Source organism: Granulicella aggregans, assembly GCF_014203275.1.
In the GTDB taxonomy this organism is placed as follows: Bacteria; Acidobacteriota; Terriglobia; order Terriglobales; family Acidobacteriaceae; genus Edaphobacter.
On record NZ_JACHIP010000005.1, the window covers coordinates 106,105 to 123,417 of the forward strand.

Annotated in this window: 17 protein-coding genes; 7 read left to right on the plus strand and 10 right to left on the minus strand. The window is 59.5% G+C overall.

Annotated elements, in window-relative coordinates:
• Positions 1–86: 86 nt before the first annotated feature.
• The gene (gene mdh, locus HDF16_RS17735; protein ID WP_184219540.1) at positions 87–1,016 is read left to right on the plus strand and encodes a malate dehydrogenase; all 930 of its coding nucleotides are present in this window, start codon (positions 87–89) and stop codon (positions 1,014–1,016) included.
• Between the two features lie 75 nt (positions 1,017–1,091).
• On the opposite strand, the gene HDF16_RS17740 is transcribed toward mdh, so the two are convergent.
• The 3 genes from HDF16_RS17740 to HDF16_RS17750 form a co-directional block, all read right to left on the minus strand.
• The gene (locus HDF16_RS17740) at positions 1,092–2,345 is read right to left on the minus strand and encodes a hypothetical protein (protein WP_184219543.1); all 1,254 of its coding nucleotides are present in this window, start codon (positions 2,343–2,345) and stop codon (positions 1,092–1,094) included.
• Between the two features lie 335 nt (positions 2,346–2,680).
• The gene (locus HDF16_RS17745) at positions 2,681–3,202 is read right to left on the minus strand and encodes a peptidylprolyl isomerase (protein ID WP_184219546.1); all 522 of its coding nucleotides are present in this window, start codon (positions 3,200–3,202) and stop codon (positions 2,681–2,683) included.
• 72 nt (positions 3,203–3,274) lie between these two features.
• Positions 3,275–4,057 (minus strand): peptidylprolyl isomerase, encoded by a 783-nt coding sequence (locus HDF16_RS17750; RefSeq protein ID WP_184219549.1) that lies wholly within the window; start codon positions 4,055–4,057, stop codon positions 3,275–3,277.
• Between the two features lie 174 nt (positions 4,058–4,231).
• Here HDF16_RS17750 and HDF16_RS17755 point away from each other — a divergent pair, with 174 nt between their 5' ends.
• Positions 4,232–4,525, plus strand: a complete 294-nt coding sequence (locus HDF16_RS17755; protein ID WP_184219552.1) for a putative quinol monooxygenase — start codon at positions 4,232–4,234, stop codon at positions 4,523–4,525.
• A gap of 90 nt (positions 4,526–4,615) precedes the next feature.
• On the plus strand, positions 4,616–4,816 hold the full coding sequence (locus HDF16_RS17760) for a hypothetical protein (protein WP_184219555.1): 201 nt from the start codon (positions 4,616–4,618) through the stop codon (positions 4,814–4,816).
• 90 nt (positions 4,817–4,906) lie between these two features.
• Here the strand turns inward: HDF16_RS17760 and HDF16_RS17765 are convergent, their stop codons facing one another.
• The 4 genes from HDF16_RS17765 to HDF16_RS17780 form a co-directional block, all read right to left on the minus strand.
• Positions 4,907–5,221, minus strand: a complete 315-nt coding sequence (locus HDF16_RS17765) for an ATP synthase F0 subunit C (RefSeq protein ID WP_184219558.1) — start codon at positions 5,219–5,221, stop codon at positions 4,907–4,909.
• A gap of 136 nt (positions 5,222–5,357) precedes the next feature.
• Positions 5,358–6,089 (minus strand): F0F1 ATP synthase subunit A, encoded by a 732-nt coding sequence (gene atpB / locus HDF16_RS17770; protein WP_184219561.1) that lies wholly within the window; start codon positions 6,087–6,089, stop codon positions 5,358–5,360.
• A gap of 28 nt (positions 6,090–6,117) precedes the next feature.
• Positions 6,118–6,540: a hypothetical protein gene (locus tag HDF16_RS17775; protein ID WP_184219564.1), complete on the minus strand. Its 423-nt coding sequence runs from the start codon at positions 6,538–6,540 to the stop codon at positions 6,118–6,120.
• 135 nt (positions 6,541–6,675) lie between these two features.
• Positions 6,676–6,909, minus strand: coding sequence for an AtpZ/AtpI family protein (locus HDF16_RS17780; RefSeq protein ID WP_246409265.1), 234 nt, complete (start codon positions 6,907–6,909; stop codon positions 6,676–6,678).
• Positions 6,910–7,016: 107 nt separating this feature from the next.
• Here HDF16_RS17780 and HDF16_RS17785 point away from each other — a divergent pair, with 107 nt between their 5' ends.
• On the plus strand, positions 7,017–8,933 hold the full coding sequence (locus HDF16_RS17785; protein WP_184219570.1) for an amino acid--tRNA ligase-related protein: 1,917 nt from the start codon (positions 7,017–7,019) through the stop codon (positions 8,931–8,933).
• A 199-nt stretch (positions 8,934–9,132) separates the two neighbouring features.
• Here the strand turns inward: HDF16_RS17785 and HDF16_RS17790 are convergent, their stop codons facing one another.
• The gene (locus HDF16_RS17790; protein WP_184219573.1) at positions 9,133–9,507 is read right to left on the minus strand and encodes an RrF2 family transcriptional regulator; all 375 of its coding nucleotides are present in this window, start codon (positions 9,505–9,507) and stop codon (positions 9,133–9,135) included.
• Positions 9,508–9,545: 38 nt separating this feature from the next.
• Between HDF16_RS17790 and HDF16_RS17795 the strand changes: the two genes are divergently transcribed.
• On the plus strand, positions 9,546–10,340 hold the full coding sequence (locus HDF16_RS17795; protein WP_184219576.1) for a TIGR00282 family metallophosphoesterase: 795 nt from the start codon (positions 9,546–9,548) through the stop codon (positions 10,338–10,340).
• Positions 10,341–10,343: 3 nt separating this feature from the next.
• Here HDF16_RS17795 and HDF16_RS17800 read toward each other — a convergent pair whose 3' ends face one another.
• Positions 10,344–11,006 (minus strand): GNAT family N-acetyltransferase, encoded by a 663-nt coding sequence (locus tag HDF16_RS17800; protein WP_184219579.1) that lies wholly within the window; start codon positions 11,004–11,006, stop codon positions 10,344–10,346.
• An 83-nt stretch (positions 11,007–11,089) separates the two neighbouring features.
• Entirely contained in the window at positions 11,090–12,385 is a 1,296-nt protein-coding gene (locus HDF16_RS17805) for a hypothetical protein (RefSeq protein ID WP_184219581.1), read from the minus strand.
• Between the two features lie 529 nt (positions 12,386–12,914).
• Between HDF16_RS17805 and smc the strand changes: the two genes are divergently transcribed.
• Together smc and HDF16_RS17815 are read left to right on the plus strand one after the other, a co-directional pair.
• On the plus strand, positions 12,915–16,772 hold the full coding sequence (gene smc, locus HDF16_RS17810) for a chromosome segregation protein SMC (RefSeq protein ID WP_184219584.1): 3,858 nt from the start codon (positions 12,915–12,917) through the stop codon (positions 16,770–16,772).
• An 87-nt stretch (positions 16,773–16,859) separates the two neighbouring features.
• Positions 16,860–17,279: an energy transducer TonB gene (locus HDF16_RS17815; protein WP_221312872.1), complete on the plus strand. Its 420-nt coding sequence runs from the start codon at positions 16,860–16,862 to the stop codon at positions 17,277–17,279.
• The last annotated feature ends 34 nt before the right edge of the window (positions 17,280–17,313 follow it).

Below are 17,313 nucleotides of genomic sequence, written 5' to 3' on the forward strand. Positions count from 1 at the left end.
GGAATCCGCACCGGTGATCGCACACCGATTTGCCACCCCCATTCTGAAAGCGGAAAATTGAAGGTAAGTCACACTCGGAGAAGACAATGCGCAAGAAGGTCACCATCGTAGGTTCGGGCAATGTAGGAGCAACCGCAGCACACTGGATCGCCGCCAAGGAACTGGCCGACGTCGTCCTGCTGGACGTAGTTGAAGGCGTACCGCAGGGCAAAGCGCTCGACCTGCTCCAAGCCATGCCGATTGAGAAGCGCGACTGCAACATCCTCGGCACCAACGACTACGCCGACACCGCGAACTCCGACATCGTCGTCATCACCGCCGGCATCGCCCGGAAGCCCGGCATGAGCCGAGACGACTTGTTGAACACCAACTCCGGCATCATGGCCAGTGTCGTCAAGCAGGTCGTCGCTGCTTCTCCAGACACCATCATCATCGTCGTCTCAAACCCTCTCGATGCCATGGCCCAGGCTGCATTCAAGCACTCCGGCTTTCCTCGCGAGCGCGTCATCGGCATGGCCGGCGTACTCGATTCCGCGCGTTTCCGGACGTTCATCGCGGCGGAGCTGAACGTCTCAGTCGAAAACGTCACCGCCTTCGTCCTGGGCGGCCACGGCGACACCATGGTGCCACTCTCTCGCTACTCGACAGTCGCCGGCATCCCGATCACCGAACTAATTGAGCCCTTGCGCCTCAAGGAGCTTGAGAGCCGCACGGCCAATGGCGGCGCAGAGATCGTGAAGCATCTCAAGACCGGCTCGGCCTACTACGCTCCATCAGCGGCAGCAGTCGAAATGGTCGAAGCCATCCTGAAGGACAAGAAGAAGATCCTTCCCTGCGCAGCCTATCTCCAGGGCGAGTACGGCATCTCAGGACTCTACGTCGGCGTGCCTTGCAAGCTTGGAGCGAAGGGACTCGAGCAGATCATCGAGATCAAGCTCACGGCTGAAGAGCAGGCAGCGCTTCAGAAGTCTGCCGACTCGGTGAAGGAACTATGCGCTGTCATTGGCGTGGCCTGAGGAGGTTCGCTTCCCCATGCAATTCCGACGGGTTACACACACCAAGCATGATCGAGCCCTGGTGTGTGTAACAAGTCATCTCTCCAAGGTTTCGCCACGCTGCTGATTCTTCGGGTGCGACGAAAAGTGCGCAAGGTACTGTAGCCGTCCTACATATCCCAGTCGAATCTTTTCACTCGCGTGCGGCATAATCCAGAAAGCCCCATATACAAAAAGGAGCGCGGCAGCCGGAAAGCCATAGGCAAAGCCCTTGCGCACGGGGTTTGGCTCTTCTGATGCGCGCTTTTCTTTTGCCTTTGCATCAATGAGCATAAGCAGTATCTGGATACTGACGACGTGGAGATAGATCCACCTTCCCCAATCGACCGCGTAGACAAAGAGTGCTATCGATACGAGAAATGAACCGCAAGCAACCGTCCAGACAGTAATGATCTCTCGTCGAAACCCGGATCGTATAAGAACCACGGTCTCTCCCACTGCGGGAAAGATGGCAAGCAAGCTAAAGATCGTGAATATCTTGAAATAGTCGTATTGCTGAATGACTGCCCAAGTGTCCGCTCTAGCTATTTCTTTTGTTTTAGTCAAATAGGGAATCGCTCCGCTGGCGCAGATCTCAAGTCCTCGGGGAGCTCCAAGTTTGTAACCCAGCGAAGAGCATATTTTGTCAGCCACCTCAAAATTCCCTGGATGAAGAAGGCAGAAATAAAATGCAATTCCAGCCAGCGCGAATGGGATCAAGCAAAGCCGCATCGCTTGAAGCGGCGTTCGGCCAGAAAGCATCAGCAGGGCAATAAAATATGGGCAATAAAAGATTGTCACTTCGTGGGACAACGTACCAAATACAAGAACAGCACTGAGAAATCCAACGATTGCTAAAGAAGAAATTCTATGTTGCTGGAGCAACAGCGCCAGGAGCGCGAAAGCCGCCAGATAGATGAGTTCCTTGTGAAAGCCTGCCTGCGGACCGAGTATCTGGAGCGATAACGTTGCAGGCGAGACCAACAGTGCCAGTATCCAAAAGTTATAGGATGTCGCCAGCGTGATTTTGCGCACCGCCCAAAGAAAAATTGCGTACAGAGCGAGGTAATCCAGGACAGCGAAGAACACGGGCGTTATGTGCAGGAGCCGCGCAAGATGAAAGGCTATCTCTCCTGGAAGACCACGACGCACAAATCCGCCCTGGTAATTGATAAGCCAATCGGAGATGGTCCACCCTCTCGATAGCCGCACCATTAAAAATCCTTCGACCAGAGTCACGGCTCCGACATAAAGGAAAAATAAGTTGATTGCCAGCCTTGAGCTCTTTGGCGGAAACGCAGAATCCATCATTGCCTCCGGCACCATCCGTAGTATGCGCGCCAGTTAGATTTTTTCGCGAACTGCTATCTGATATTGAGTTGGAAAAGGCAGATGAGTATTTACGGCCGGACTCGATCACCCCATCGTCCGTACAAGGCAACTATAGCTGAAGTGCATCACCGTTTCCAGATCGGCAAGGACGCCGTTCAAGTGCAAGCCATAGCCTCTATTTGCACGCAAAAAGACGATGGGCTCCTGCTCACTACGCGGCGAGCAGGAACCCATCTTCATGCCAATCGTAACTCCGCTCCCGTGTCCTGAAACGGAGAATAGGTCGGCAGCGTCGTCAGGCTTTACAAACTCGACTATGCAACGCGGTCAATGGTGACAGACTCGAGGACTACCGGAGTTTTGGGCCGATCCATGCCGTCCTTGCTGACCTTCGAAATCTTCTCGACGATGTCGTAACCCTCAACGACTTCGCCGAAGATGGTGTGCTTGCCCGTCAGCCAGCTGGTGTCCGCAACGGTGATGAAGAACTGCGATCCATTCGTATTCGGGCCGGCGTTCGCCATGGCAAGCTTGCCCTTCTCCTGGAAGCCGTGCTTCGAACCCTTGGTCTCGTCCGCAAACTTGTAGCCGGGGCCGCCCATGCCGGTTCCTTCCGGGTCGCCGCCCTGGATCATGAACTGTGGAATCACGCGATGGAAGATGGATCCGTCATAGAGCCTGTCGCCCTTCTTGGAGCGGCTGGTCCATTCCTTGGTTCCCTCGGCGAGACCGATGAAGTTTGCAACCGTCTGCGGGGCGTCCGCCTCGAACAGCTCGCAAACTACAGTTCCCTCGGATGTCTTGAATGTGGCGTATACGCCGGGCTTGGTAGGCATTGTGAATCTTCTCCTTGCAGGTTAGTGGATCGGTAAAAGAGCGCTCCCGCTGGATCGCAGGATGTGCGCAAACTATTTTGGAGTCGCCGCAGGTGCAGCTACGGCTGGCAGCGGCGGGATGGGTTGGCCTTCACGCACAACTGTCACCTTATTGATGATGACTGGCTCGCGAGGTTTGTCCTGGGCATCGCGATCGACGCGCGCGATCGACGCTACAACCAGCACACTGTGCTCATCGCACTGGCCGAAGATGGTATAGCCGCCGTTCAGATCCGGGTATGCCGTCTCGGTGATGAAGAACTGCGATCCATTCGTACCGCTGCCGTTCGCACCCTGGCCGGCATTCGCCATGGCGAGCCGACCGGGAACGTCGAAGGTCAGCGATGGGTCGGTCTCATTGTCGAAGTAGTAGCCGGCATCGCCCATGCCCGTGCCCAGGCGGTCGCCGCCCTGGATCATGAATCCCGGAATGACGCGGTGGAAGGTAACGCCGTTGTAAAACGGCTGATGATGCACCTTCTTGTGGGTGGTCTGATCCTCCCAGTCTTTCGAGCCTTCCGCCAGGCCGATGAAATTCGCCGAAGCCACCGGAGCGATCTTGTCGAAGAGCTTACAGACCATCCGGCCCATGGAGGAATCGATCACCACAGTCGGCCCGGCGGGTGCCGGTGGTGCCTTGACGTGGCTCACGGTACTGGGAGCGTCGGGCAGGTCGTCTGAGGCGGCTGCAGGCGCTGATTGGGTGGTGGTGGGCGCCGAAGGCGGGGTCTGCGAGGCCGGAGCCTGCGCCAACGCGGAAGAACAATATGCGGCTGGGCCTAAGAGCGCCACCAGCGCGAACGAGCGAAAGATCATTGAGCGGTAAATCTCCACTTAGACAGGCTATCGCAGCCGTCGGTATGAAGCAAAGCCAGCCGCGTAGCCATAACTGCGCTTCAAAACGGAACGCGCGCGCCGTGAAACGTTGCGCTCTCGCGTAACCTCTGCAAACCTGGTGCATCATAGCAACAGCAACAGGAGGCTAGACCTATGGTTCGTTACGCACTGTATGGACAACTGAAGGCAAAACCCGGCAAGGAAGCCGACGTGGAAGCATTTTTAAAGCTGGGCGCGGAGATGGCAAAGCAGGAGAAGGGCACGGTCACTTGGTACGCGCTGAAGGAGGGCGAAGGAAGTTACGGCATCTTCGACACGTTTGAAGATGAAGCCGGCCGCGATGCCCATCTGAACGGCGATATCGCCAAGGCGCTGATGGCTAAGGCCGAAGAACTCTTCTCGACCCCGCCAAAGATCCACAAGATCGACATCCTCGCCGAAAAATAACAGTTTCAGCGGCGTTTCCGATTGCTTTCCGCCTGCGACAACCTCGCGCCTACCTCCTACATCACATGAACGAACATGGAGGTGCTTTTCATGGCACAGGGACTTGATTCAACCAAATCTGCAGCACGCCCGTCGCACGAGGCAATTGAACAGGAAGCCGACGCAACCGAGCTTGGAAACTCCGAACAGAAGCGTATCGACCACATCGGAATGGAAGCGGCGAAACGCGGCAACAACCGCATCATGAGCAACGATGAGAAGATTCCGTCGAGCACGATCTTCTCTAAGTAACGACATGACATCACTTCCCCAGAACGGCATAAGAAAAGGCGCTCCGATTGGAGCGCCTTTTCTGTTCTACCGTGGCCCGAAGGCCGAAGACTAGACAGCCTTGAGGTAGATGATGACGAAGGTGAAAAGTGCGAGGGACTCGATGAAGGCGAGACCGAGAATCAGGAAGATGAAGATTCCGGGACGGGCGCCGGGGTTGCGTGCGAGAGCTTCGGTAGCTGAAGCGGTCGCCTTGCCCTGACCGAGACCGCAGAGGCCCGATGCGAGCGCCATGCCGAGACCGGCAGCCAGCGGAACCGAGTTGAATCCACCTGTCGCAGTTCCCTGCGCGAAGGCCGGCGATGCGATGAGCAACGCAGCCAAGGACATAAATACGTACTTGAAAACCATGAACGTGTTCTTCATTGTGTTGCTCCTGCTCCCAGAATGTACGTCGCCAGTGGGTGGTTGATGCTCACCGTGCTGGCACCCTCACGCTATGCGACGCTGTTGCAATCCCGCGGAGTGGGAGCCACTCTCCACGGCGAAACTTGGCCAATCTCTAATGATCGTGTGAGACAGCCAGCGAGAGATAGATCGTCGCCAGCAGGAAGAAGACGTAAGCCTGAACCACGGCCACGCCTAGGTGCAGACCAAGAAAGATCAGCGGCACGCCGATCGGCACCAGCGAGAAGAACGCCAGCGTGACCAAGTCGCCCGCCAGCATGTTGGCGTAGAGACGAACCGTGAGCGAAAGGACGCGGGCCAGGTGCGAGATGATCTCGATCGGCAGCATCAGCGGATAGAGCCACCACACCGGCCCAAGGAACTGCTTGATGTAGCCCGCGCCGTTCGCCCGGATGCCGTGGTAGTGGTAATAGAGGAACGTGCAGAGCGCAAAGCCGAGCGGCACTGAGGCGACTGCTGTCGGCGACTCAAGGCCCGGGATCAGGCCGAGCAGGTTCGCCAGCAGGATGAACAGAAAGAGCGTCGTCAGGTAGGCCGTGAACTTTTCATAGCCATGGCCAACGATCGACTCGCTCTGGTCGGCGACAAACTCGGTGGTCATCTCCGCGAGATGCTGCACCGCACCGGGCTTCTCGACGCTTAGCGACATCCGCACCGCGATGAAGTACAGCAGCAGGAACGCAGTCACGAGCAGCTCCATCGCCACGGCATTCGTGATGGGAGCCTTCGGGTGAAGCACATGAATATGCAGCGCAGCCAGGAGCGAGTCCACCGGTCCGGCGAAAAGCGAGTTCAAAGACTTTGTCAGCAGTAGCTGTTTCGGCATAAGTAGTTTCTTTTGATCTGAATTCTGACTACACCGTCCAGGCCTTCATCAGCCGGATGCCCTCGATTGAGAGACAAAACACTCCCAAACCAAGGCCAGCCGCGAGCGCAAACACTGAGCCGTGTAGAACCTTAAGGCTACCATACAGAAGCACGACGGTAAGCCCCAGCCGCAGGAAGAAACCCAACAAAACACGGCCCATAGGCTTGGCTTTCCCGGTACCTCCGGGCTCGGCATCCATCTGGGCGATTACGGCTGTCATCAGGCGCAGCCACTCCCAGAGGCCTGAGCCGGAGATGGCCGCGCCGACCAGTAGCAGCGCAGCGCTGGGCCAGCCAAGTTTCAGCCAGAGCGGGACTGCACCGACCACGGTCAGGATTGCCAGCAGCCTGATAGCTCCGATCACTGTCCGGCGAAAATCATCATCCGTAAATTCGTCAAAAGCCTTCATCAAGTCTTACTTACGCCTCGTTGCAAATCCGTCATCCTGAGCGGAGTCTCTTGCAGCATCATAGCGAGAGACGTAGTCGAAGGACCCCGACGCCGCTCGCTCCGCCACGACTGCGCGGACCTTTCTACCGCCGCCCTACCGCCCGTCACTCAGAAACTTCGAAGCTGTCCGGAAGATCTGGATGAACCCGGCGGCAGCGCCCAGCAGAATTCCGACGATCCCGATCCAGTGCTGGTGGAAGTGCCGGTCCGCCCATCCCCCAGCCAGCCATCCGATCAGGCACCCGGCAGGCAGCGCGATCGCCAACTGGATCATCGACTCGGCCTTGACCACCTCGCCCAGCCCACGCTTCTTGTCTTCACTCGCCATATCGCCTTTCATTACATCATGGCTGCATCGCTGCTGGCTCTGCCGCGATGTAGCACCTCGTTATACTGAAGTGTCTGGCCTCCACGCCAGCCGTCAAAGGGACACACGTGTACGAATCGAAGTTTGAGGAAGACCTCTACCAACTGCGCCGCGACAAGCTGAAGCAGATCGCCGACCTCGGCCAGCCCAGCTACCCCAACAGCTACGCCGCCACGACGACCGTGCCCGAGATCTGGGCCGCCTACGACCCCATCACCTCCGAGCAGTTCGAGGCCGACATCGCCGCCGGAAAGAAGATCGAAGTCTCCATCGCCGGGCGGATCATGGCGATCCGAGTCCAGGGTAAGGCGGGCTTCGCGCAGTTGCAGCAGAGCGGTCGCCGCCTGCAGATCTATGTGCGTAAGGACGATGTGGGCGAGACGGCGTTCGCCATCTACAAGCTGCTCGACCTGGGCGACCACATTGGCGTGCGCGGCCACCTCTTCCGCACCCGCACCGGCGAGCTGACCATCCACGTCGCGGAGTTGACGTTCCTGACCAAGGCGATGCTCTCCCTGCCGGACAAGTACCACGGCCTCGAAGATACCGAACTGCGCTACCGCCAGCGCTACGTCGATCTCTTCATGAACACCGGCAACGCCCCAAAGGCAGCCACTGCACCGGGAGCCACCACCATACCGGGTACGAATACGGAACCGGGAACCACGACAGAACCGGGTGCCGCATATCTGGCGGCCTCATCGCCAGATGTGGGCGAAGCGCCACAGGTCCAGCCCGAAGGCCCACCCAACGTCCGCGAGGTCTTCGTCAAGCGGGCCGCCATTCTCCGCGCTCTGCGCACCTTCTTCGACTCGCGCGGCTACCTCGAAGTCGAGACGCCGATGATGCACTCCATCGCCGGAGGAGCCGCCGCGCGTCCCTTCACGACGCACCACAACACGCTGGACATGGACCTCTTCCTGCGCATCGCGCCGGAGCTTTACCTGAAGCGGCTGGTGGTCGGCGGCATGGACCGCGTCTACGAGATCAACCGGAACTTCCGCAACGAAGGTGTCAGCACCCAGCACAACCCCGAGTTCACCATGCTCGAGTTCTACCAGGCGTATGCGAACTATCACGACCTGATGGATTTGACGGAAGAGCTGGTGAAGTTCGTAGCGGTGGAAGTGAACGGGACGACCATTTGTAACTTCAATGGGAACGAAATCGATCTGGGCACATGGACAAAGGTTTCAATGCGTGAGGCGATCGTGAGGTGGTGGCCGGACGGGTTCGGCCCCGCACCATCTCTGGATACTTTCGATAGCGCAGCTACGTTAGAGGAGTTTTTGCACGGCTCACTCATTTATCTACAGGAGCACTATCCGCAGATATCGACGCCCACCTCCGAAGTTACAGGAGTTGACGTCGAGGAACATCGCCTGCGCCGCAGTCTAATGATCCTGATTAGCACCCAATTGATCCTGCTTCGTGGGGATCTGGTATCACGATTTCCGAAAGAATTCTGGCAGGCTCTCGGTCTTCCGTCTCCACCTCCGCCCCGACCGGCTTCCCCACAACCACTCGGAAAGACGATTGCGGGAATCTTTGAGGCAGTTGCGGAACGCCACCTTATCCAGCCCACGATCATCTACGACTTCCCTCTCGCCGTCTCTCCGCTCTCCAAGCAGAAGCCCGACGAGCCCGACTGGGTGGAGCGTTTCGAGTTCTACATCGGCGGCTTCGAGGTGGGCAACGCCTTCTCCGAGCTCAACGACCCCGACGAGCAGCGCCGCCGCTTCGACGCCCAGATGGCCGAGAAAGAGCGCGGCGACGACGAGGCCCACGGCATGGACGAGGACTACGTCCGCGCCCTCGGCTACGGCCTGCCGCCCACCGGCGGCGAGGGCATTGGCATCGATCGCCTCACCATGATCCTTACCGGCAGCCGGTCGATTCGTGACGTGATCCTGTTCCCGCTGATGCGGCCTCAGGCAAAGGCGCAGCAAGCCACTGCTCCCGAAGAAGATCAAACCGGAAAGTAGCTCGACCCGATGTGTCCCAGCCGATGTCCGTGCCCCATTCATCGCAGCCGTATCGCGATGAATGGGTGAAGCGGAAAAACTCTTCAACGGTTGTACCGCGTAAACACTGGCCGTGCGGACTGTTTACGTCCCACTCATCGCGTGAAACAGAGGCGCGATGAATGGGGCACGGAAACGTCGCACGGAGACGTGGCGTAGATCAACCCTTCTTCAGCCGCTTCACCACCTGCGCCAGCGTAGTCTCGTTCATCGCCGCGACCGCGTGTGATGCAGTCTTCTTCATTTGCGAAGCGAGCGCCTTGTCCTCGACGCCCAGCCAGTCCCCTGCCGTCGCCGCGAAGACATCGCCGATGCCGATCTCCTTCGCCGCCACCTTCAGCTTCGCTCCTCCGCTTGGCCCCTTGCGCTGCACGATGAAGCCTGCATCGTGTAGTTGAAGAAACACACGGCGCACCATCACCGCGCTTTCGTTGAGCTCATCCGCAATTGCCTGCGAGGTGTGCATCGCCTCAGGTTCAGCCGCCAACAGTGCCAGAACACGCAGCCCCAAATCGAAACGTCCATTCATTGCCATGCAAAGCAAGCTATCACACGCTCTGCTAGCATTTCGAAGTGAATATCCTCTTTGTCGGCGACGTCTTCGGATCAGCCGGCCGCCATATCGTCCGCGAACACCTCCCCCACGTCATGGAAACCAACGCCGTCGACCTGCTGGTCATCAACGGCGAGAACTCCGCCGGCGGCTTCGGCATCACGCCGTCGCTGGCCGAAGAGTTCTTCGACATGGGCGCGCATGTCATCACCACCGGCAACCACATCTGGGACAAGCGCGAGATCTTCGAGTACATGACCGTTCCGGCCGACTCGCATGTTCGCGGTCGCCGCGTTTTGCGGCCGGCCAACTACGCTGTGGGCACGCCGGGCTTCGGCGTCTACCAGGGCGAGCTGCCCACGGGGCAGAGCTATGCCGTGCTGAACCTGCAGGGCCGCGTCTTTATGTCCTCATGCGACGACCCCTTCCGCAAGGCCGATGAGCTGCTCTCGAAGATCACCGCGAAGGTCATTTTGTTGGATTTTCATGGCGAGGCGACATCCGAGAAGGTGGCGCTTGGTTGGTATCTCGACGGCCGCGTCACCGCCGTGCTGGGCACGCACACGCATATTCCGACGGCCGACAACCGCATCCTGCACAACGGGACGGCTTACCAGACCGACGTGGGCATGTCGGGGCCGTACGACTCGGTGATCGGTGTCGAAAAAGAGCTCATCCTCGCCAAGTTTCTTACCGGGATGCCGGGCAAGTTCGAGGCGGCCAAGGGTAATGCGAAGATGTGCGCCGCGTTGATCGAGTGCGATGGGGCGACCGGGCGGGCGACGCAGATTCAGCGGATTATGCTCGGGGAGTAGGGGCTACGGCTCGAAGCGGAGCTTGCTCAACTGCTGGCCGGAGCTGTCGAAGTTTTCGGGATTTAACCAGCGAAGATATCCAACCCGCAGCCTCGGCCACTCGCTGTCAAGCATGGAGAACCATGCCGTGTCGCGGCTTTGACCTTTGACCACCATGTGCCGACGGAAGAGTCCTTCGTACTGGAAGCCGAAGCGTTTCGCGGCGCGCTTCGAGGGGACGTTCAGGTCATTGCACTTCCACTCAAAGCGGCGGTATCCGAGCGCGAAGATGTAGTCGGCAAACAGGAAGAGTGCTTCGGTTGCAGCACGCGTGCGGGCGATCGCCGGACCCCAGAGAATGTTGCCAATCTCGATGACACCATGGGCGCGATTAATCCGCATGAGCGTTTGGCGGCCTTCGGTCAGTCCGGTACGTTTATCGATGACGGCAAAGAACATGGGGTCTCGGCTCGGTTCGAGCTTGCTCACCCATTCGGAGAAAGCCCCCAAATCGGTCGGGGGCTCATCGAAGAGGTACCGGAAGCGGTCCTCGGCACCCGGGGCCTGGGAGGCTCGGAAGAGAGATGAGGCGTGAGCCTCCGCCTGCAGCGGCTCAAGGCGTACATAGGCCCCGTCGAGCGTCTTGTGTTCCGGGTTCGGGACACCGTTCCAGCCAGATACTTCCACGCGATGTTTCTCCTGGGTGACGTCCTTCCAAACATAAGAGAGGCAGCCCAAAGGCTGCCTCTCTTAGTCTGCTGCCGCTCAAACTACTTGGCAGCCGCCTTCTTGTGTACAGGAGCCTTCTTCACGGGAGCCTTCTTGGGTACGACAAGCTCAGCGTCGCTCATGGTGATCATCAGCGGGCTGGGCGTGTAGGAGGCGTAGGTTCCGTTCAGCGTGACCTTGTCGCCGACAGCCGGAGGAGGCGTCTTGAGGGGCTCCTTCAGGGTGAAGGTGAAGTCAGCCGTCTTGGCCTGGACAGAGTCGTCGGAGACAGAGACCTGAATCGCAGAGTCGGTGGCCGAAACGACCGTGATCTCAGGCAGTTCGACCGACTTGCCCTTGATCGTCTGCCATACCTTGTCCGCATCCTCAGGCTTGCCGTTGGCCAGGATGAACTCCTTGTCGCCGACTGCGAGGGTGGAAAGATCCGGGGTGTCCTTGATGACGCCGGCGACGATGTCAGCAGGCGAAGGTGCCGGAGCGATGGTGAAGCCCGCTGGCGGATCAAGGTTCGTCTGAACGGCGGCGGTTACGGCTTCATAGCCATCAGCCTTGCCGTGGTACTTCTTGTAGCAGTAGTTGGCGACCTTGAGGAACTCAGTCTTGTAGGGGTCCGGAGCGAAGGCGGCGGCGCGCGAGGTGTACCAGGTGCAGTTCACGTAGTCAGGCGGAGTGGACTGGTAGTAGGCGATGCCGAGTTGGTAGGTGTCCTGAAGCAGGGGGCCAGGCTTGGTCGTCTGATCCACGGGAACCGAGGAGAGTTCCGACTTGTAGTTGGTGATTGCGGTTGCAGTATCCTTCTTGGCAAGCGCGGCAGTAGCAATCGCGCCGTAGAAGGTCGGGGTCACGCCGGACTTAAGGGTGTTGAAGTCTGCGTCCGCCATGTCTTTGGGCTTGGTTGCGGCAAGGCCCTTGGTGGCGTAAGAGGCGGCGGCATCGAGAGCGGCCTGCTTGGCGGCTGGATCGGTCACGGCATCGGCATTCTGTTTGCGGAGGAAGACTTCGAAGGTCAGGCCGCGAAGATTGTTCGGGTCGACCTGCAAGAGACGATCCGCTGCGTCCAGAGCCTTATCGGGAGCGGGAACCTGGCTGTAAGCGATCATCAACTGCTGAAGCACATCGGCCTTCACAGCGGACTGCGGAAATGCCGTCAGATAAGCCTCGCAAGCGGGGGCCTTGGCGGCGGGTGTCGTCGCGCTGGCGCAACCGTTATACGACGCAAATTCGGCGGCCGGCATCTGCACCTGCCCCGCGTCTGCTGCCTGACCAAAGGCGGTCATGCTGACTTGAGGGGCAAAGCTTGCGACCGTCAGGAGAGATGCAACCACTACCTTCTTCATTCAAAGCTCCTCAAAACATTCAGGTTGTCGATTGGCCAACGGAGTGCCCAATTCCTATGCACACATGAAGGACGTACTCCGCTGCGTCCAACTGCCAGTGAAGCGGATTATAGAAACCGTGAACTACTCATGCAAGTTTCAAGGGTTTTGCTCAACAATACACGTCAATTCGCAACGCATCCATAGAGATTTGTATCCCATATGTATCGCGGCGGGTGACGCATTCACGCCTTGCCGTCGTTGAACCGTTTCGTCGACTAGGCCAATCTTTGCTTCACAAGCATGTGAGATGCGTTCTTCTTCGTTCTGGTGCTTCTGTTCCGGGATTTCCCCTTTCCAACCATTTAAGACCTGAAGGTCGACGGTTTGGAGACGCCTCAATACGCAGCCGGCATCTATTTGTTGGGTTACGCCCCGATTTCCCACAAGATGTAGCGTTGCACATGTTGCCTGACGAGGTTCGCGCCACTAAAGTACAGCTAGGCGGTCTTCTCCTGATCCTCGGAATGCGCCGCGTCCAAGAGGCCACATGCTCAAGCTCAAAAAAGTTCAGATCCTCGGCTTCAAGTCCTTCTGTGACCGCACCGAAGTCCAGCTATCAGGCGAAGGCATCGCCGCCATCGTCGGGCCGAACGGCTGCGGCAAGTCGAACATCTCTGACGCCATCACCTGGGTGCTGGGCGAGCAATCCGCCAAGAGCCTGCGCGGCATCAAGATGGAAGACGTGATCTTCGCCGGCACGCGTGATCGCAAGCCGACCGGCATGGCCGAGGTATCGCTGACGCTGGTCGATCCAGACGTCTACGACGGCAATCAGTTGCATGACGAGTCCGATGTCGTCGCTATCAATTCCACATCTGTCTCCGACTGGGACGAGACCGCGCTCCGCCAGCAGCGCGCCGAAGAGACCGAAGAGGCTGTCGCCGACGCGCAGCCCGGCACCGTGATCGAGGGCGATCAGAAGATATTGCCCGCAGAGGCGAATGCTGAGCCCGATCCGGCCAATCCCGATAACGTCGTCCTGAAGATTCGCCGCCGCAAGTTCGGTCGCGCTCCTGTGCGCGCCGGGGAGATCACCATCACCCGCCGCCTCTTCCGCACCGGCGACTCCGAGTACCTGCTCAACGGCAAGATCTGCCGCCTGCGCGACATCCAGGACATCTTCATGGGCACGGGCCTTGGTGGCGAGAGCTACGCCATCATCGGCCAGGAGCGCATCGGACAACTGCTCAGCTCGAAACCGCTCGACCGCCGCGGCATCATCGAAGAGGCCGCCGGCATTACGCGTTTCAAGACCAAGAAGAGACTCGCCGAGCTTCGCCTCGAATCGGCCAAGCAGAACTTATCGCGGGTCAACGACATCTTCGACGAAGTCACCAAGCAGATGGGCACGCTGAAGCGCCAGGCCGCCAAAGCCGAGCGCTACGGCGCGTTGCGGGACGAGCTTCGCACGAAGCTTCGCGTAGTGCTCGCAAGCCGCATGTCGCAGCTCGATACCGAAGCCAGCGCTGCGGCCACGGAGATTGCGCGCCTCGGGGTCGTGATTGACGCGCAGGCCGCCGACCTGGAGACGATGGACGCCGCGCACACTGAGGGCGTCAGCACCGGCTACACGCTGGACGCGCAGATTCGCGAGGCGAACACCACCGCGAACCAGTCCGCCGTGGAGCTTGAACGCATCACCGCCCGCACCGCATCGAACACGGATCGCGTCGCAGAGCTGACCAACCGCATCGCCAATGGCGGCGAGGAGCTAGAAGGCGCCCGACTGCAACTTGCGCAGCTTGCCGGAGAGCAGGAACAGCACCGCAGCTTCCTCGAGACGGCAACGGAGGAGTCGACCGGATCGCGCGAAGCCGCACAAGCCCAGCAGGCCGCAGCGCAGAACGCTATCCGCGCCCTCGCCCAGGCGGAGCAGCAGGTTGAAAACAATCGTCGCAACGGCATGTCTCTGCTGCAGCGCGCATCGCAGACTCGCAACGAAGAGGCTCAGGCTTCCGCCGCTCTCGCCAGCCTCGACCGCGAAGGCGAGCGTCTCAAGAGCGAGTCCGACGTCGCGCGCCAGGAGCTCACACAGCTTGGTCTTGAGCGTGGACAGGTCAAGATGTCCTTCGAGTCCGTCACCGAGCGCCTGAAGCGCCTGGAGGCCGAGATTGCGGCCCTGCGCCTCGAGCTCGAACAGGCCCGCAACGCCGAGAATCAGTCGAAGCGCCGTGGCGACCAGCTTCGCGGAGAACAGGCCACGCTGCAGGGCCGTCGCAACTCGCTTGAATCGCTGATCCGCGAACACAGCTACTCGACCGACACGGTCAAGAACCTCTTCCGCGCCAAGCCCTCGGCTGGTGCTGGCGAGCTTGCACCGATGGGCACGCTCGCCGACTTCCTCGATGTCGAAGGCAAGTACGAAGGCATCGTCGACGAGTTCCTGCGCGATGAGCTGAACTACGTCGTCGTCAAGAGCTGGGACTCGGCCGGCGAAGGTCTCCGGCTGTTGCAGAAGGATGTCGCCGGACGCGCCACATTTCTCGTCCATACCGAAAATCCCGATGGCTTCGCCAACGGCGTGAACGTCGCCAATCAGCCCAGCGGTGACGGGATCGTTGCGCTGAAGGACTGCATCAAGGTCCGCAACGGCTTTGGCCGCTCGCTCGAAGTTGTGCTGCCGCGCCTGCGCGATGGCTATGTTGCTCCTGACTCGGAGACCGCTCGCAACCTTGCTCTCGAGTATCCGCAGGCCTTCTTCCTAGCTCCATCTGGGGATACCTTCCACAACGTCACCGTGACCGGTGGACGGACTCGCGCTCAGGGTCCTCTCGCACTGAAGCGTGAGTTGAACGAAGTCCAGCAGAAGGTCGACGCTGCGGCAGCCGAGCTTGCAGCAACCGACACGAAGACCGCCGAGTTGCAGCACAGCATCTCCGAGCTCAATCGCTCGCTCGAAGGCAAGGGGCACGAGCGCCGCGACGCAGAGCGCGAGGTTGCCAACTCCGGCGCTGCCCTTCGCCAGATGGACTCCGAGGCCCAACGTATCGAACGGCGCCTCCAGGACTGGCAGATCAACAGCGAGCGCAACCGCGACGCGCGCACGCAGAAGGCCGACCTCATCGCCCGCTTGCAGGACACCGCCGAGAAGCTCGACACCGAGCGCGCCGCTTCGGAGGCCGGACTCGCCGACCTGCAGCAGCAACTCGGCAATCTACGCGAGCAGCGTGAGCTTCTACAACAGGCTGCGGCCGAAGCCTCCGCCTCCTTGGCCGGATTGGAAGAACGCCGCCGCAACGCCGCCGCCAACCTCGAACAGACCGCGCGCCTCTTCAACACGCAGAACGCCCGCATCCAGCAGCTTGAGCAGCAGCTCGCCCAGGCGAGCACGGAGAAGCAGCGCCGCGAAGAAGAGACCTCATCGCTTGCGATTCAGCACGAGCAGTTGAGCGAAGCCCGCGCTACCGCCGCCGCAAACGGCGCTCGCCTTACCTCAGAGGCAGCAGAGCTTCGCGCGCGCATGACCGAGCTCGACCAGAAGCTCCGCACGCTGCGTCACGAAACGGAAGCGTTGCGCGAACAGCGTGCTGTACTGACCGCACGCGCTGCCAAGTTGGCTTCGGACATCGAGCACATTGAGGCGACGTGCCTCAACGACCTCGGTGTGGTCGCGACGGCGCTGCGTGAAGATGCAGGCATCGCCCGCATTGAAGGCGAAGCTCTGGTCACCGAAGAGGAAGAGTCCCGCTCGCTCAAGCAGCGGCTTGAAGCCATGGGCCCGGTCAACATGATGGCGCTTGAGGAGTACACCGAGACCGCTGAGCGCCACACCTTCATGGAAGGCCAGCGCAAGGACCTGCTCGAATCGATCGAGAACACGCAGGCGTCGATCAAGGAGATCGACGATGTCTCGCGCCTCAAGTTCGACGAGGCCTTCAAAGTCATCAACGACAACTTCTCGGTCACCTTCACCAAGCTCTTCGGCGGCGGGCAGGCCTTCATGCGCCTGACCGACGAACAGAACTCGGCCGAGTCCGGCATCGACATCGTCGCCTCGCCCCCGGGCAAGAAGCTACAGAATATCCTTCTGCTCTCGGGTGGAGAGAAGGCGCTCACCGCGCTCTCTCTGCTGGTCGGAATCTTCCAGTTCCAGCCCGCGCCGTTCTGCATCCTGGACGAAGTCGACGCTCCGCTGGACGAGACCAACGTGGGCCGCTTCGCCAAGCTCATCTCCGACATGAGCGCGACAACGCAGTTCGTGGTCATCACCCACTCGAAGCGGACGATGTCGCAGGCGGATGTGATCTACGGCGTCACCATGCAGGAGCCGGGTGTGTCGAAGATCGTGAGCGTTGCGCTCGGCAAGGGCAACCGCAACGAGCAGGACCGCCGCGCCGTGGCGTAGCTCCGACGAAAACAAGTTTGCGCAGCCGGGAGCGTAATCACTACGCCCCGGCTTTTTTCTCTTTCCCGCTGTTAAGCAGGTTTATAAATGGCTATGCCCTTTCGTTCGCTTCTCATTCTGGTCTGCTTGGGATTCTTCGCCTCTAGTCAAGCCGAAGGGTCAGGCTGTGGACTCAGCGCGATCCGTGAAGCGACGACTCTTCTATATCCGCCGATTGCCAAGGCCGCACATGTTTCCGGCCAGGTGATCGCCATGATGAAATTTTCGCCCGATGGCACTGTCTTGGATGTTGAAATATTGAGCGGCCCAGAAATGTTGCGTAAGTCAGCGAGAGACTTCCTTGCGGGCTGGACTGTCAATCCCTATGGGGGTTCCAGAGCTTGCCCTGTCGTAATTACCTACAACATTGGTGATGCTGAAGAGCACGACAAGTTCATTCAGAAGGACATGCAACACTATGTGCTCACGGGGTACCCGATACATCTCCATGGCCCCGTGCTTTATTGATTCTCAGAGGTCTCGCTTCTAGCCTCTTGAAAAT